The following is a 16,710-nucleotide window of genomic DNA, read 5'->3' as shown; positions in this document are numbered from 1 at the left end:
TAATAGGACAAGTCTTATGGTTTAGAAAAACCGATAAACTTAAGGCAACTATTCTATAAATATAACATTCATCAAAGATTTTTGAATCGAAAGGCTTGATAAAAAATGAGAAGTTTCATGAGAAAGTTCACTGCCCCAGTTGCCCTTTTATTTGTTCTTTTTTCGCTTGCAGGTTGCTACAGCGAGAAAAATTTGTGGGCAGCCAAGAAAGGTGATTTAACACTTCCTACAGGCGGTTACATTTACTATTTGAATTCAGCAGCGAGCACAGCACGCACGAAAGTTTCTTCTGACCAAGAAGTCTTAAAAAGCGAAATTGACGGCGTTAAAGCGGAAACTTGGATTCGCAATACCGCTGAAGAGAGTGTTCGTTCGTTCTTCTATATTAATGACAAATTCAGCGAAATGGGACTTTCTCTAAATGAAGAAGATGTTACCCAAATGGAATCCTACACTGAATCTATGTGGAGCTACTATAGTACAAGCATGGAGAGTTTCGGTATTTCAAAAGAATCCTTCCAGCTGGCTTATACTGACTTTTCTTTGAAACAATCGGCTGTCTTTAACGCTTTGTATGGCGCAGGCGGCGAAAAAGCTGTCTCAGACCAAGAACTTTCTGATTATTATACCGACAACTATTACAGTTATGAATATTTCACTGTCACCATTCCAACCAAAGCAAAAGAAAGCACAGACGAATCTTCTACAAGTACAGCCACAGAAATTGATGAAGACGCTAAGAGCGAACTTAAAACTCAGCTTGATGACTATGCAGAGCAAATTAAAGCTGGCAAAATGACCGTCACCGAAGCTGCAGAAAAATACCAAAAAGCAAATGATATTGAGAACAGCACCTATAATACCTCCACCAGTAAAATATCCGCTAGTGCCAGCGGCACTGTTCCAGAAACAGTTCTCACACTCTCTGATAATGAAGTAAGTGTTATCGAAAGTACCACCAGCACCTTTGTTTTAGCAAAAAGAATCCCGATTGCTGAAAAAGTCAACGAAATGTTGACAACAGAAAGTACTCGCAGCAATACTCTCTCTGATATGAAATGGGAGGAATTTGCTGCTAGTGTCAAAGAAGAATCTGCAAAACTTGAGGGCATTGAAATGAATGACTCTGCCGTAAACTCACAATCTCTCACCAAGTTCTTCCCCTCTGATGGCAAAAACGGAACATCAGCAGTAGAATCTTCTACTGAAAGCAGCAGTTCTTCTGAATCATAAAATCAATTAATAACAAGATTGAAAGGGAGCACGTCTAATATAGACTGTGCTCCCTTTTTAATATGTGCTAATACATATTTTTGACAATATAGTGTTGAGGCATTTGTCATATATCACACTTGTTTATAGACTTAATTTGGCTCTTTATGCTTTGCTTTTCTCTCGCTTAATTTCATATACTGTATAAAAACTAATAAAAAGATTAGAGCTGAAGCGTCACACTTCTGTCTCTAATCTTTTTTGTTACTGTTTCTTTGCGATAGACACAATCTACCTGTACCAAATTTAAACTTAAAAGCCAAGTTAGCCGTTACGAAGAAAGGCCATAGAGCTTTATATTTCCTGAAATCGTGCTAAAGGCAAAACTCGCAGAACCCCCACCCACAATAAATTGGCTTTCTTCTTCATATCGACCTGAAAAATCACTGTTAAATCGTCCTGATACACTTTCATAACTTGCTGTGAATGCTGAGTTTTTCGGAATAGCCAATGATATAGCACCCGATACCGTTTCTAAGTCACTTTCTTCAGGACAGAGCTCAGATTCTATTCGAATTTCTCCTGAAATCGTGCTAGCATTTATGTTTTTTATTTTCCCCTGAAGATGAACAAGAGAAGAAACTCCTTCTGCATTTAAATGAGTAACGGAAATATCTTCTGCTGAAATTTTGCCGGAAGTGGCTGAAAGTTCTACTTCTTCTGCTCTTAACCCCTCTGCGTGAACTTCACCTGAAACCGAAGAAAGCATAATTCTATTGCTTTCTATTTGATGGATATTGAGATTTCCGGAAACAGTTTCTGCCTTTAGCTTATCAGGAGAGATATCGTATATTAATATTTTGCCAGAAACATTTTCACAATTAATTTCGTTCATACTATTATAAACATAACGAGGAATTTCAACTTGGATATTTTTTTGGGTGAAATCAAAGCCTAAATCAAAATTTAAAAAGGGAAGTAATTTCTTCTTTTGTTTCCAGCTGATTTCTAAACCTCCATTTTGGAGAGTTGCCTGTACCTGTTCTTCTTCTGAGAGTTTACGGTTCGATTTCTCAAAAATATGCACTGAAAAATCAGGAGGAGATTCCTCGTCACTTTGCGCTGGCTCAGGTACATCTACCGGAATAAGTTCTATGCTTCCACTTCTCCAGTCTACATTCAAAAAATCTAATGAGTTGGTTTTGAGTTCATATTCATACGTAAAATTCATATCTTCACTCTCCTCATTTTTAAAGATAGCCTCGACGTTGTTTTTAAATAAAATGATACCTAATACTATAGCGGCTATTACAGATAATACTATCGCTAATATCTTAAAAAAGACTGCTCTTTTCATTCATTACTTCCTCTTTTTTATATTCTTATGTTAGATTTTACTGTAGCTTTCTTTACAAAACCACCACATAATATTTAAAAATATCTTACAATTTTTGTTCAGCAACTAATTTTTTTTTAATTTAAAATTTGATTTTATGAGGATAATAAGTTTGTAACCTTTTAAAAAATATGCTATAATAACTTTACTTGACTACAAAATGAATTTTTTTGTGCATAAATTCTAATAAACAGTAAATTATTCTACGTAATCTACTAAAAACGAAGAGCTTTTTATTTTCTTTGTTATTATTTTGTGTTTTTAATATACTTTATACAAACTTTCGAATAGGAGATTATCCTCATGATACCTCTCAGTATTATTTTTTTAGTGAACACTTTATTTTTTGTTTTTCTTCTGGATGAGAAATTCAATTTAGGTGTTACTCTGTTGAGCGCTTTTCTCTGTTTTATACTTTCTTTTATACCCTATGCGATTCTTGCTCGATTTGCAGATTATGCTTTGCTTTCTGCCCATTTTTCTGTTCTTTCAAATATCTTGATTTTACTGGCTGCTTCTTTTATCCTTTCACCCAACAATGTTCTGCAGAAACTCTTTTTAGGCGTATTATGTATGAGCAACTATTTTTTTGCCAATTTTACGGCAGAGTTTTTGCTAGGCACTCTCTCGCCCTCTTTTTCAGCCTTGGGCTTGCTATTTCCTGTTGGCTTTTATCTTTTGTTTTCTCTTGTCATCGGACTTTCTTTTCATCAGTATTTTCATTATTTTAGTGGCCGAAATGCTTCGCCCTTCTGTATAGGCATTATTTTATTACAAATACTGCCTATCATCTTTGTGCAGGGGTATTTAGACTTTATTTTTCGCGCCCATATTTGGTCAGGACGCTTGCTTTTTGCTTGCCTCTTCTATTTGTTCACTATTTTTATTGTTCGTTCAGTTTGTTATGCTGCCAAATTTAAAGAGCACAGCGAAGAGGATGAAGCCTATTACACGCTGCTAGACACAGAATCTCGACGAATTGCTTCTTCTATGACTTCAATTCATGAGCTAGAGCAGATAAAAAAAGCTTATAACTATTTATTTCATACCATTTCGGATATGATTGTTAATCAAGATACTAAAAGTGTGCCTGATTTTATTGCTTCTCAAAGAAAAAATTTGGAATATACCGTGCTTTTAAATCACTACGATGAAAATCCATATCTTAATGCTGTCATTGCTTCAAACGCTTCTTTAGCTGAGCAAGGTGGAATTCTGTTTGAAAGTCAATCTGTACTTTCTTCTGCCTGTAAAATGAGCATTGCCGAAATTTGTCTCATGACAGATGAAATTTTACACGTTTCGTGCCAACAGGCTGCTGCTTATCAAGGCGACAAAAAAGTTTCTTTTACTCTTTCTTCTACTAAAGAACATGTTATTTTAGAAACTGTTTTTTCTAGCAGTATACCCGTTTCTAATAATACGAAAGAGAATAAAAGCAAGTTGTTTTCAAAGCCGTTCGATATAACACAAATCAAAAAGATTCCGCATTCTCTACAAGAGATTTATTTGAATACTATAAAAGGGAAAAAGATTTCTGAAGTCACTGCCTTATTGATGAAAGACAAACCAGAAAATGAGTATTTGCTTTCGCTCAGTAATACCGATACGATTATTAGCCGCTACAGCGGTAAATATACTATAAGTTCAGCCAATGACGTTATGATTATTCGTGCTGTCATTGATTGCTAAAGGAGAAAACCATATGAATTCAACCGCTCTTGTTACACCTGATGTACTTTCTGCTTTTAATCTACCCCATGACTGTGAGATTTCTGTTTTGTCAGGCGGTCATATTAACTATACTTTTTTGGCAAGGCACCATGAAAAGTCCATCATTCTTCAAAGAATTAATTCATTTGTCTTTCCAAACCCCGCTCATATTATGGAGAATATCTGCTCCGTTACTTCTTTTTTGAGAGAAAAAATCATTTCTCGAGGTGGCAATCCTGAACGAGAATGTTTAACGGTTTTACCTACCACAGACGGAAACATGCTCTATGTAGACAAAGAAAATCAGACTTGGCGCTGTGTTCTCTTTATTCAAGACACTGCTGCCCATGAATCTGCTTCCAATTTGGATATGCTAAAGGAAGCTGGTTTTGCATTTGGAGATTTTCAGAATTTACTGCGAGATTTTCAAGCAGATTCTCTGCATGAAATCATCAAAGATTTTCACAATACCCCTGCTCGCTATAGTCAGCTGATGGAGGCTGTTCAAAATAATCCTGTTGACCGTTTGAAAACCGTGACTGCTGAGCTTGATTTTTGTAATAGCCGAAAAGAGGATTGCTCCTGGCTTTACAATCAACTTTCCGCCAATCAATTGCCGTTGAGAGTTACTCACAATGACACAAAAATGAGCAATGTTCTCATGGATAATGTCACAAACAAAGCGACTTGCGTTATCGATTTAGACACTGTTATGCCAGGGCTTACCGCCTATGATTTTGGAGACTCTATCCGTGCAGGAGCTTCTACTGCTGCAGAAGATGAAGTTGATTTAAGTAAAGTTAATTTCAGCCTGCCACATTATGATGCTTATACAGAAGGTTTTCTTAAAGCATGCGGAAAATCCTTAACTGATTTAGAGCTAAAATCTTTACCTTACGGTGCTAAGTTAATGACTCTTGAAGTTGGCATGCGTTTCTTAGCCGATTATCTAAACGGTGATGTTTATTTCAGAACTTCTTATCCTCAGCATAATTTGGACCGTGCTAGAAATCAGTTTAAGTTAGTGGCTGATATGGAAAAACATTATGATGAAATGCAAGAAATTGTATATCGTTATTGCTAATTTCAAGTACAAAATAACCAATTTTGATTTTTATTCTTCAACAGATTGACTGATTGAGATTAAAAAGATATAATATTAGCATCATTACATAAAGGAGTGGAACAATGGACAGCAACCCTCGAAGTCGCTTGTGTGACTTCTATCCTCATCGTGAAACTATAAACCGGTTGGTTAATCCTTTTTGCGAGCAGTTATCCATTGGCCACTTGTGCTAATGGGTTGATTTTGCTTGTATAAATGTGTGCTGCCTTTCGGGGCAGCTTTTTTGTTGCCTTTTTTCACCGAGGAACTTTAACTCAGAAAGGACTGATTTCGGTGAAATTTGCAAAAAAAATAATTCAAAGCAAAACAATCCAGGTAAACAAAAGTAATACGGAGGCAAAACTACGCAATTTTGCTCTTATGTCAACAAACGATATTTCGCTACAAAAAGGGCTCACAAGCCAAGAAGCAGAAAACAAACAAGAAGAATTTGGAAAAAACACAATTACTGCCGGTCAAAAAAATACAACCCTTCATAGATTAAGAGAAGCAGTTGTTAACCCTTTTAACATTATCTTAATTTTAATTGCAGTTATTACCTATTTTACTGATGTAGTAGCAACCTCACGCCCCGACTATCTTACTGTCATTATCATCTTGTCGCTGGTGTTTTTGTCCAGTTTAGTTGCTTTTGTGCAAAGTCAACGCTCTAATGCTTCGGCAGAACAACTATCCAAAATGATTTCCAATCAAGCTGACGTTTGGCGTGATGGACAGTTAACTGAAATTGCTATCGATGAAATTGTGCCCGGAGATGTTGTACGTCTTTCGGCAGGCGATATGATTCCGGCAGATGTACGCTTTTTAACCGCAAAAGACACCTTTGTGGCTCAATCTGCCCTTACAGGAGAATCGAATCCGGTAGAAAAATTCGGCGAAATGAAAAACAAACAGTCCGATGCACTGACAGATTTGCAGACCATCGGATTTATGGGTTCTAATGTTGTCAGCGGCAGTGCCACTGCTTTGGTCCTTGCCACCGGAAACGATACCTATTTAGGCTCTATGGCAAAAACACTTTCTGGTGACCGAGCAAAAACAAGCTTTGAAAGAGGTGTCGGCTCTGTCAGCAAGCTTCTCGTTCGCATGATGCTGATTATGGTGCCTATTGTTTTCTTGATTAATGGACTCGCCAAAAATGATTGGGCAAGTGCCTTGCTTTTTTCAATCAGTATTGCTGTTGGTCTAACACCTGAAATGCTGCCTGTAATTATGACTTCCACATTGGCAAAAGGTGCTGTTTCTATGTCAAAGCATAAAGTTATTGTGCGTACACTTGGCGCTATACAGACTTTTGGAGAAATGGACATTCTTTGCACCGATAAAACCGGTACACTAACAGAAGATAAGATTGTGCTTGAAAAATATATGAATTTGCATGGTGAAGAAGATTCTCGCATTTTGCGCTATGCCTATCTGAATAGCAGTTTCCAAACTGGGCTGAAGAATTTGATTGACCTTGCCATTATCAATCGTGCTGTTCAGAATAATCTGCAGGACCGATTGAATGAATACACTTGTGTAGATGAAATTCCATTTGACTTCTCTCGCCGCAGAATGAGCGTCGTTTTAATGAATAAATCTGGCAAACGACAGCTCGTTACAAAAGGTGCCGTAGAAGAAATGATTAACATCTCCTCTTTCATTGAAATGGACGGGCAAATTTTGCCTATGGATGAAAAAACTAAGCAAGCCGCATTAGCAATCTATGAAAAGCACAATGCTGAAGGCTTGCGAATGATTGCTGTAGCAAAAAAAGATGAAGTACCCACAAAAGAAGTTTTTGGTGTCACTCATGAAAGCGATATGATTCTCATTGGTTTTGTGGGATTTCTTGATCCGCCAAAGGAAAGTGCCAAGACCGCTATCACGGCTCTTCGAGAGCATGGCGTGAGAACCGTTGTACTCACCGGAGACAGCGAAGGTGTAGCGGTAAAAGTTTGCAACAAGGTAGGCGTCAATACTTCGCATTTGCTCACCGGCAGTGATGTAGAAAAAATGGATGAAGCTTCCCTCCTAAACGCTGTAAAAACCTGCGATTTATTTGCCAAGCTCTCTCCCTCACAAAAAGAACGTGTCGTAAAAACATTTCAGCTGGCAGGACATACCGTTGGTTATATGGGTGATGGTATCAACGACGCCCCTGCCCTGCGTCAATCTGATGTAGGCATTTCAGTAGACAGTGCTGTAGATATTTCCAAGGAAACAGCTGATATTATCTTATTGGAAAAAGACCTGATGGTGCTTGAACAAGGCGTTATTGAAGGCCGCCGGACTTTTGGCAATATTGTGAAATATATTAAAATGGCTGCCAGCGGAAATTTCGGCAACATGATTTCTGTCATTGTCGCCAGTATCTTTCTTCCCTTTTTGCCTATGATTCCCGTTCAACTTCTCACACAAAATTTGCTGTGTGACTTCGCACAAATGGGAATGCCTTTTGACAATGTAGACAACGAATACGTTAAAAAGCCTCGCAAATGGGAAACGAAGTCCATTCAGTCTTTTATGTCTTACATGGGTCCTCTAAGCTCGGTATTTGACATTCTATGCTTTGCCATTATGTGGTGGGCAATCGGCGCTAACAAACCAGAACTGGCTTCACTTTTCCAATGTGGATGGTTTGTGTTTGGCACTGTATCGCAAGTATTGGTCATTCATATGATTCGGACAGAAAAACTGCCGTTTTTGCAGAGCAGACCCTCTTTGCCTCTTTTGCTGTCTACCCTAGCTGTTGCCGTCATTGCTATTGGTGTGGCCTTTACCCATTTAGCAGTAGGTATTGACATGATCCCGCTTCCCACTTCTTTTGCTCCTTGGCTACTGCTCATTTTAGTGGGATACTTCTTATTTGCTCAATTGATTAAAAAAATCTATATTAAGCATTATGGCGAATGGCTTTGAGCTAAGAGTTTGTGAAGCTCTAGCAAAGCTGTCTGCGTAAGCTAATGTTATCGTTAAATAAAATTTAAAAATATCCGTAGTTTTTGTTCTCCCTTGCTATTGTGGGGAGAACAATCTCTATTTCAGCAACTATAACAGGAAAATCAATATTGGGTTGTAAAATAAAAGGCTTGGCTTTATAATAAATTAAAGAGGAGTGCGCTTTTATGAAAAAGAAATTAATTATTAATACAGTTTCCTTTGTAGCTTTGTTAGGTCTCTATAATCTAGCTGAATGGATATTGGCTATTAATAATCTGGCTTTCAGAAATATTGTTTCTGCTCCCTTTGTCATTATCTTATTGGTTCTTTTTTCCTTATCTGCTTTTCAATTGATCCGCCTGCTCTACAACAATTTAGATAACAAAAAAATCAAAGCTCCTTTACGTGTTTTATCGGCACTTGGTACTGGCATTCTCTCTATTGTACTAATCATAATCTTGTGTCTTGCCTTTTTCATTTTTGAATTTTTACATGAACCAGAACAAGTTGTCCTAAAAGACGGAAAAAAGATGGTTGCCTGTGTAAATAGTTTTTTGCAGCCAGATGTTTCTTACTATAATTATGTCAATCCTTTTGTAAGAGAAAAAGATGCAGCACTCACCAAAGAAGGCAGCTATGTTGAATCAGATGAAAAAACATATATAGAAGGTTCTTATGATTATTACAGCGATACATCACAGTAGGAATGCTGACTTCAAACAGCTTCCCAAATTTGTAACATTCAAAATTCTTGAAAAGTCTTTTTGCTTCCACAGTTATCTGGATTTTGCTAAATCTTTGACAGCGATTTCATAATAGGAGGTCAAACCAATGACCGAAGATTTTAAGAACATAACTCTTGAAAATATTGACAACGAACATCTTTGCTGTGCTATTTCTGACAAGAAACACCAAAAAGGTGTCGAGGTCAAAAAACAATGGCTTAAAAAACAGTTGCCGCAAGGACACGTTTTTAGAAAGCTTGATGAAAGAGGAAAAGTTTTTATAGAATACGCGCCACTAGAAACTGCTTGGGTTCCTATCATTGGCGATAACTACCTTTATATTCATTGCCTTTGGGTATCAGGCTCTTTTAAAGGAAAAGGTTATGCGAAAGAACTGCTTACCTATTGCATAGAAGATGCTAAAACGCAAAATAAAGCAGGTATTTGCGTCTTGAGTGCAAAAAAGAAGAAGCCTTTCTTAACGGAAAAGAAATTTATGCAGAAATTTGGATTTGAAGTTGTGGATACGATTGGCGAATATGAACTTCTTGCTTTACGTTTTAATGAAAATAAACCTGCCTTTTCAGAATCAGCAAAAAAACAATCCATAGAAAATAAGGAACTAACGATATATTACGGATTGCAGTGCCCTTGCATTCCAAATTGTATTGAACAAATTGAAACCTACTGTCAGAATAATCAAATCCCGCTGCACTTAATTGCTGTTGATTGTCTTGAAAAAGCTAAGAATTTGCCTTGTGTTTTTAATAACTGGGCTGTGTTTTTTGATGGCCAGTTCCAAACTGTGCACCTCCTCAATGAGTCATATCTTAAAAAAATGTTTGCTCTATAATTTTCTTGGAGGGCTATTAATAACTTAATCTCAATGCCTTTCACATCTGTCCTACTCAGTAAGCCTTTCACTTTTATGTTAAAATAAAAAGAGGTGTCCTCATGCAATTTGCAACAAAAGACTTGTTAGCTAAAGTAGCACAAGAAAAAGCCTTGTTACCTTTTCATGGTTTTCTAGCAGATAAAGAGTCTAACCTCCAGCCCATCCTGTCTCTTTTCCCAAAATGGAACATAATTGATGCAGACGGCATGTGGTGCGCCGCCTTTGTTTATTATTGTTGTATTACAGCAGGGTTTCAAATCCCATATAGCCCCGATGAGTGTGTTTCATGCAGTTTAGCTGGGTGTGGCGGGTGGGAAGATTTTGCGTTAGGTGATAGTCGAATAGCGTATTATTTGCCTCAGGACCCTCTCTTTGTACCCGCGAAAGGAGATATTATTTTATACGATCGTGTTTTTTTAGACAGCGAACATGACCATATGGGAATTATTATAGAAAACAAGCCGCTAACCCTTGTTGTCGCCGAAGGCAATACCTTGAACGGCAATATTTCTGGCATTTTGGAACGTAACAAAGATGACCATATTCGCGCTTACATCAGACTTCCTGAATTCTTTTCTTACTATGCACAATAAAACTTTTACTCATTTTAAATTAATCTCAACGATAGCTTATTACCATTAAAAATAGAAGGTTGCTATTTCAGTTACCTTTTTATAAGGAGAACCCTATGGAAACAAACAAAAAGATCGGTTCAGGGGCTCAAGCCGAAGTATTTCTCTCTGAAAACTGTGCCGTTAAACTCTTTAAGCAAGGATATGATAAATCAGCCGTTTTCTATGAGGCGGCTGTTACGGCATTAGTTGAAAAAACAGGTTTGCCCATTGCTAAGGTTCAAGAAGTAATTCAGTACAATGACCGTTTAGCCCTCAAAATGGATTATGTTTCTGGAAAATCTTTGCATGAAAACTTGTTGGAAAACGAAACTAAATTTTTATATTATTTAGAATTAATGGTTGAGATTCAACTTAACATCTTTTCCAAAAAGCTAGATTTACCTTTTTCATTAAAAGAAAGGCTAGAAACTAAAATTACAGTCAATTCAGATATTGAAGAATCCACTAAAAAAGCTTTGTTCTTGAGATTATCTACCTTGCCTGAAGGTGACCAACTTTGCCACGGTGATTTGCACGGCTATAACATTTTGATTCAAGATGACAAGCCATTTATCATTGATTGGGTAGATGCCGTAAAAGGATATCCCGATGGAGATGTCTGCCGTACCTATATGTTATACAGCTTTCATCACGTTGATTTTGCCGAAGCGTATATGGACTGCTATTGCAAAAAAGCAAAAAAGAATAAATCTGATGTCATGCAGTGGCTACCAGTCGTTGCCGCGGCGCGTCTTATTGATAACAATGCACACGAGAAGGAAAAAATAATGTACTGGATTGACAACATGCTATAAATTTATATTACGACAATAATAGCACATTGATTTTTATGTGATGCTACCTTCAAAGCTATTTTTAATATTGATTAAACAAGAAATAAGGAGAAAATATGAAGATAGAGACCACCGATTTAATTATTCGCAATTTTGAATTAGAGGATGAAAAAGATTTATGTGAGTATATGCTGCAAAGAGTACATGCTCAATTCGAAAGATACCCTGATTTCACCTGCCAAAAATCTCATGAGGAAATTGTTTCTCGTGCACAAAGTGATGAGTTCTTTGCTATTGAACTCAAGAAAGAGCATAAAGTCATTGGCAATATTTACTTAGGAAAACGAAATTTTAACAGCAGAGAGTTAGGCTATGTTCTCAACGAAAATTATCACAAAAAGGGGTATGGCAGTGAAGCCAGCAAAGCAATGGTAGCGTTTGCATTTGCACAAGGTGTGCACCGAATCTATGCGGAATGTGCTCCTCAGAATATAGCTTCCTGGAAATTGATGGAGAAAATCGGTTTAGAGCGAGAAGCTTTCTTTAAAAAGAATGTTTCCTTTCGCAGTGATGAAGAAAACAACCCAATTTATTGGGATACCTATGTATATGCCGCCTTAAATCCAAATGAAAATACAGAAATAATAGACCCAAGACTATCCGATGGTTAACCCATTCAGATATTTTTTGGCTCATTACAAAATAATCGCAAGTAAAATCAAGCAGCATTTTCTCTATTCTTTTATAATCAATATAGGGCAGTTGAAATGAGGTTGAGAAAAAATGTATGAATGGCAAAAGCAAATTCAAGTCATTATGGATGAGATTGATGAGTGCATAAAAAATTATAATGACGAGGCTTTGACGCTAAATATTCTCTCTTGCAAACTAGGTTATTCAGAATTTCATACCACAAGAAAATTTAAAGAAATATCGGGTATGTCATTTAGGGACTATCTGCGGCACCGAAAGCTGGCGTTTGCACTGAAAGAAATCCGAGATAGCGAAAAAAGCCTTTTAGACATCGCTTTTGATTATGGTTTTTCTTCTCATGAAGCGTTTACCAGAGCTTTTAAAAAAACATATGGAATAACGCCGAGTGAATACCGCAAAAAGCCAGAACCCGTTCTTCTTCGTACAAAAATCAATCCCTTTGACCGCTACTTTTTTGGATTTGGAGAGATTGGCATGATTAAGTCTACTGATGATATTAAAATCTATTTTGTAACTATCCCTGCACACAAATTTCTGCATATTAAAAATTATGAGAGCAATGGCTACTGGGACTTTTGGCAAAAACAAAGTCTTATCCCCGAACAGGACTGTGAAACCATCTGTGGGCTGTTAGACAGTATCAAAGATAAACTAGATGATGACGGCGGAAGTGAAGCCAATAGCGGCAGTGGTCAAATCATGGCTTATATTAATGATTCAAACGGAAGACTTTGCGATTGGGGATTTCTTCGCACAGAGTGCTATGGGGTACGTCTTCCTGCCGATTATCAAGGTGAAATCCCTCCACAAATGTTGTTAATCGATGTTCCCGAGGCAGAATATATTGTCTTTGAGCACGGACCCTTTGATTATGAACAGGAAAATCGCAGTGTAGAAGGACAAATTGAAACCGCTATGTCCACTTTTAATTTTGCGGACACAGGTTATTGTTTTGATACTTCTCCCGGTCGAATCATCTATATGTACCACGACCCCGAACGATTTTTTAAGTATGTTAGGCCGATTCGAAAATCATAAGTCAGCATTGCTCTACCCATAACTTAAAATGAAGCCTCTTTTACTTGGTGATTGACTAAGCGAAAGGGGCTTTTTTATTTTGAAAAGCCGACTATACCTTCTTTCTAAAATATTTCATTGGTCATTTTTTATGATTATTTCGTTACAGTTCATCATTTTTGTAAATATGTTAAATTTTTATCATTAACAAGATTTATTATGCAGAAGAACTATTATTTTTGGAAAATATGTGATATTATTTATATAGTCTTAAATACTTAATTAAATGGTTTTAAATAAAAAGGAGAATTAAAATGAAAAACATTGTTATTGCCGGCGGCGGCGTTTTAGGAAGTCAAATTGCCTTTCAGGCAGCATACTGCGGATTTGATGTTACTATTTGGCTTCGCAGCCCTGAAAGTATTACTCGTACACAGCCCAAAATAGACCATCTTAAAGAAGTTTATGAAAGCACCATTCATCTAATGGCTACACCAGAAGGCAAAACTCCTATCAACTGGGCAAGAGGTATTGCTGAGTTCGGTGATTTTGATGAAGAAAAATGTCTTAAAGCGGTTGAGAGAGCTTATAACACATTAAAACTCGAAGTTGATATGCAAAAAGCCGTTGCCGATGCTGATTTGATTGTTGAGAGTATGGCTGAAAATGTTGCTGATAAAATTGCTTTTTATGAGAAATTAGCACCGCTTATGCCAGAAAAAACTATACTTGTTACCAACTCTTCCACACTTCTTCCCTCTCAGTTTGCAGAACACACAGGTCGCCCTGAAAAATATTTGTCTCTGCATTTTGCCAATACCATTTGGAGAAACAACGTGGCTGAAGTCATGGCTCAGGATAAAACCGACAAACACTATTTTGACCAAGTAATGGAATTTGCAAAAAACATTCGCATGATTCCGCTCCCTGTTCATAAAGAAAAAGCCGGATATCTTCTTAACTCTATGCTTGTACCGCTTATTTTCTCTGGATTAGATTTATTCGTGAACGGTGTTTCAGATCCTGAAAGTATTGATAAAGCTTGGCAGTTGGGTACAGGTGCTCCTAAGGGCCCATTCGGCATTCTCGATATTGTCGGTTTAACTACTGCTTATAACATTGTGCTTTTGTATGCTAATATTCCTGCTGCCGCTTCCTTATATAACTTCAAAGGCATGAAAGAAACTCTAGAAAAATATATTGGTGAAGGCAAGCTTGGTACAGCTTCAGGCGAAGGCTTCTATAAATATAACTAAGTAAAATATCCCTTTAAATCTATAATGTAAAGAAAGCAAACAGAGAATTTCTGTTTGCTTTCTTTTTTTATTAAGGCGCTAAGAGCAGAAAAGGACAATTAATTACGGAAGATAGGTCATTTTTAGCAATTTATAACTTCTAATGCAACAATATATACAAATAGTGAGCACAAAATTTAGCACACCAAATGTTATATTCGCTTGTTTGAAATACCCGTAGATGGTATGATTTTATATAAAGATATTAAATGACTTCATTGCTTGCATACATAATCAGTTTGCACCCATTTGAATTTTCTTAAGAAAACATAGCTTCTGGAGAAAAAGCATAAAATTTAGAGAGGTATTTAGTTTAACCATAACAGTAGATTTGCATGATTATAATACAAGCGGAGTCGTAACTGGAGGTACAATGAAAACAACTCGTGTATTGAAAGAAACCTTTTTATCCACCATCCCACTTGCTGTAGTCATTATCATTGTTTGCGGGTTTGTAGCCCCTATGGAAAGCACGCTTGACTACTTCAAACTTATCATAGGTTATGTTAGTGTTGTCATTGGGCAAACACTTTTTTTGGTAGGCCTAGATGCCAGTATCCTCCCTATTGGCAAGCTAGTAGGAAAATCTCTTATTAAGTTAAAAAAGGCGGTGTTTATCATCTTCTTTGGCTTTTTATTTGGTTTTCTAGCCACAGCTGCTGAACCTGCTTTAGCTGTGCTGGCAAGACAGGCAAAAATGGTTATGCCTATTATTCACCATACTTTATTTATTTGGATTCTCTCTGCCGGTATTGGTGTTTTTGTCGGCTTTGCACTCTTTCGAATTATGAAAGACATTAGTATTAAAATTGTTTTTGCTGCGCTATACATCATTTTGTTTGCCACCATCATCTTTGTTCCTACAGAGTTTGTTGCTTTGGCGTTTGATGGCAGTGGAGCGACCACGGGCGATGTATCTGTACCATTTATCTTAGCTCTTGGTATGGGCGTTTCTGCTACCATGTCAAAACACAAAACAAATGATGACACTTTTGGCATTATTGGTATGGCATCCGTCGGCCCTATTTTAGCTGTATTTTTTTACGGTATCATTTTAAAGGCTCTTAATGGAGGCCATTTACCGGCTGCCAGTGTATATGACCCTGGCACAACGCAAGGCTTTGCTGCTATTCTTATTTCTAATCTAGGTGAAGTCGCTTTGGCACTGATTCCGGTGCTAATTGTTTTTCTACCTTTTCAATTTTTCTTCATCAAGCTACCAAAAAAAGAATTTATCAAAATTTTGCTGGGTGCTATAACAGTTTATGCCGGTTTACTTATTTTTCTTTCCGGTATCGATTTCGGCTTTGCTTTTGCCGGCAAATATATCGGCGAAGTATTTCTTGACCCAACCCGTTCTGCCTGGTTTAAGTGGTTGCTGCTGATTGTCGGGTTTGTTTTAGGTGTTGCTATTACGCTATCTGAACCGGGCGTTACGGTGCTTGGCGACCAGCTTGAAGAAATTACCAACGGCCATATTAAAAAGATGACTATTCGTCTTACATTGGCGCTTGGCATTGGAGTAGCGTCACTCTTATCGATTGTAAAAATCTTGACACAAATCAATATTCTTTGGTTCTTAGTTCCACTCTATGCTATCGCCCTCATTATGATGAAATTTACATCTCCCCTATTTGTCGGTTTGGCCTTTGATTCAGGCGGGGTTTCTGGCGGGGCACTCACTTCTGCTTTTTTGACCCCGCTTACACTAGGTGTGGCGCAAGGCGTTGCAGCAACCGCAGGTGGCGCTGCGCAGTCGATTTTAACAAATGGTTTTGGCATTATCGCGTTCATCTCTGTTACACCTTTAATTGCCGTGCAAGCGCTAGGGATTGTTTATGACTTCGGTCAGAAAAAACATCAAAAATTGGTGGATGAAGATGAATTTGTGGGACTTCAGCCACTGCTTCCACAGCCAGCCAACTTCTCTACTAACTTAGTAGAAGAAAATGCTGCTTTCGATACCTGTGCCGAATGTAATGGCGTTGACTTTTGGGTCATTATTGCCAGTCGTAAGCAAAAAGATACTTTGCTATGCTCACTCTTAGAGATGGGTGCCCATCTGACCAATACTATCTATGGCAGAGGCACTGTTGAAGCCAGTTACTTGCAAAATGTGCTTGGCCTTGTACCAGACGAGCACAAAATGATGGTTATGTGCATTTTACCTGACAGCAAAACGGATGAAATAACCAAAATGCTGTCAAAAAAATTCCACTTCGACCAGCCTAATACAGGCATTGCATTCACTATTCCCATTGACCAATTATCGATGTAATGAGAG

13 protein-coding genes are annotated in these 16,710 nt (G+C 37.5%); 12 read left to right on the top strand and 1 reads right to left on the bottom strand.

Annotated elements, in window-relative coordinates:
- The first annotated feature begins 117 nt into the window (after nt 1-117).
- Nucleotides 118-1,233, top strand: a complete 1,116-nt coding sequence (locus CS931_RS01555) for a hypothetical protein (RefSeq protein ID WP_143826218.1) — start codon at nt 118-120, stop codon at nt 1,231-1,233.
- A 310-nt stretch (nt 1,234-1,543) separates the two neighbouring features.
- Here the strand turns inward: CS931_RS01555 and CS931_RS01550 are convergent, their stop codons facing one another.
- Nucleotides 1,544-2,569, bottom strand: coding sequence for a DUF4097 family beta strand repeat-containing protein (locus CS931_RS01550; RefSeq protein ID WP_099204000.1), 1,026 nt, complete (start codon nt 2,567-2,569; stop codon nt 1,544-1,546).
- 342 nt (nt 2,570-2,911) lie between these two features.
- Here CS931_RS01550 and CS931_RS01545 point away from each other — a divergent pair, with 342 nt between their 5' ends.
- From CS931_RS01545 to CS931_RS01495, 11 genes are all read left to right on the top strand, one after another.
- Nucleotides 2,912-4,300 (top strand): hypothetical protein, encoded by a 1,389-nt coding sequence (locus CS931_RS01545; protein WP_099203999.1) that lies wholly within the window; start codon nt 2,912-2,914, stop codon nt 4,298-4,300.
- Nucleotides 4,301-4,313: 13 nt separating this feature from the next.
- A complete protein-coding gene (locus tag CS931_RS01540) occupies nt 4,314-5,405 on the top strand; it encodes a phosphotransferase enzyme family protein (RefSeq protein ID WP_099203998.1) in 1,092 nt (363 codons plus the stop codon).
- Between the two features lie 402 nt (nt 5,406-5,807).
- On the top strand, nt 5,808-8,351 hold the full coding sequence (gene mgtA / locus CS931_RS01535; protein WP_370738182.1) for a magnesium-translocating P-type ATPase: 2,544 nt from the start codon (nt 5,808-5,810) through the stop codon (nt 8,349-8,351).
- A gap of 206 nt (nt 8,352-8,557) precedes the next feature.
- On the top strand, nt 8,558-9,076 hold the full coding sequence (locus CS931_RS01530; RefSeq protein ID WP_099203996.1) for a hypothetical protein: 519 nt from the start codon (nt 8,558-8,560) through the stop codon (nt 9,074-9,076).
- Nucleotides 9,077-9,203: 127 nt separating this feature from the next.
- Nucleotides 9,204-9,950 (top strand): GNAT family N-acetyltransferase, encoded by a 747-nt coding sequence (locus CS931_RS01525; protein WP_099203995.1) that lies wholly within the window; start codon nt 9,204-9,206, stop codon nt 9,948-9,950.
- A 101-nt stretch (nt 9,951-10,051) separates the two neighbouring features.
- Nucleotides 10,052-10,585 carry a CHAP domain-containing protein gene (locus tag CS931_RS01520; protein ID WP_099203994.1) on the top strand — a complete coding sequence of 178 codons (534 nt, stop codon included), beginning with the start codon at nt 10,052-10,054 and terminating at the stop codon, nt 10,583-10,585.
- A 95-nt stretch (nt 10,586-10,680) separates the two neighbouring features.
- Nucleotides 10,681-11,421, top strand: coding sequence for an aminoglycoside phosphotransferase family protein (locus tag CS931_RS01515; protein ID WP_099203993.1), 741 nt, complete (start codon nt 10,681-10,683; stop codon nt 11,419-11,421).
- A gap of 95 nt (nt 11,422-11,516) precedes the next feature.
- A complete protein-coding gene (locus tag CS931_RS01510) occupies nt 11,517-12,071 on the top strand; it encodes a GNAT family N-acetyltransferase (protein WP_099203992.1) in 555 nt (184 codons plus the stop codon).
- 112 nt (nt 12,072-12,183) lie between these two features.
- Nucleotides 12,184-13,152: a helix-turn-helix transcriptional regulator gene (locus CS931_RS01505; protein WP_099203991.1), complete on the top strand. Its 969-nt coding sequence runs from the start codon at nt 12,184-12,186 to the stop codon at nt 13,150-13,152.
- A gap of 293 nt (nt 13,153-13,445) precedes the next feature.
- Nucleotides 13,446-14,387 (top strand): 3-hydroxyacyl-CoA dehydrogenase, encoded by a 942-nt coding sequence (locus tag CS931_RS01500; RefSeq protein WP_200814925.1) that lies wholly within the window; start codon nt 13,446-13,448, stop codon nt 14,385-14,387.
- A gap of 412 nt (nt 14,388-14,799) precedes the next feature.
- Complete coding sequence (locus CS931_RS01495) at nt 14,800-16,704, top strand: DUF1538 domain-containing protein (RefSeq protein ID WP_099203989.1); 1,905 nt, start codon at nt 14,800-14,802, stop codon at nt 16,702-16,704.
- Nucleotides 16,705-16,710 lie beyond the last annotated feature (6 nt).

It is taken from the genome of Scatolibacter rhodanostii (assembly GCF_900197595.1).
Lineage (GTDB): Bacteria > Bacillota > Clostridia > Oscillospirales > Acutalibacteraceae > Scatolibacter > Scatolibacter rhodanostii.
Note: the sequence above shows the minus strand (reverse complement) of the source record. Positions and strands in the feature narration are given on the sequence as shown.

Excerpts from the sequence above, each read along its gene's own strand:
- CS931_RS01555 (WP_143826218.1), top strand. The coding sequence starts at position 118 with ATGAGAAAGTTCACTGCCCCAGTTGCCCTTTTATTTGTTCTTTTTTCG.
- CS931_RS01550 (WP_099204000.1), bottom strand. The coding sequence starts at position 2,569 with ATGAAAAGAGCAGTCTTTTTTAAGATATTAGCGATAGTATTATCTGTA.
- CS931_RS01545 (WP_099203999.1), top strand. The coding sequence starts at position 2,912 with ATGATACCTCTCAGTATTATTTTTTTAGTGAACACTTTATTTTTTGTT.
- CS931_RS01540 (WP_099203998.1), top strand. The coding sequence starts at position 4,314 with ATGAATTCAACCGCTCTTGTTACACCTGATGTACTTTCTGCTTTTAAT.
- mgtA (WP_370738182.1), top strand. The coding sequence starts at position 5,808 with ATGTCAACAAACGATATTTCGCTACAAAAAGGGCTCACAAGCCAAGAA.
- CS931_RS01530 (WP_099203996.1), top strand. The coding sequence starts at position 8,558 with ATGAAAAAGAAATTAATTATTAATACAGTTTCCTTTGTAGCTTTGTTA.
- CS931_RS01525 (WP_099203995.1), top strand. The coding sequence starts at position 9,204 with ATGACCGAAGATTTTAAGAACATAACTCTTGAAAATATTGACAACGAA.
- CS931_RS01520 (WP_099203994.1), top strand. The coding sequence starts at position 10,052 with ATGCAATTTGCAACAAAAGACTTGTTAGCTAAAGTAGCACAAGAAAAA.
- CS931_RS01515 (WP_099203993.1), top strand. The coding sequence starts at position 10,681 with ATGGAAACAAACAAAAAGATCGGTTCAGGGGCTCAAGCCGAAGTATTT.
- CS931_RS01510 (WP_099203992.1), top strand. The coding sequence starts at position 11,517 with ATGAAGATAGAGACCACCGATTTAATTATTCGCAATTTTGAATTAGAG.
- CS931_RS01505 (WP_099203991.1), top strand. The coding sequence starts at position 12,184 with ATGTATGAATGGCAAAAGCAAATTCAAGTCATTATGGATGAGATTGAT.
- CS931_RS01500 (WP_200814925.1), top strand. The coding sequence starts at position 13,446 with ATGAAAAACATTGTTATTGCCGGCGGCGGCGTTTTAGGAAGTCAAATT.
- CS931_RS01495 (WP_099203989.1), top strand. The coding sequence starts at position 14,800 with ATGAAAACAACTCGTGTATTGAAAGAAACCTTTTTATCCACCATCCCA.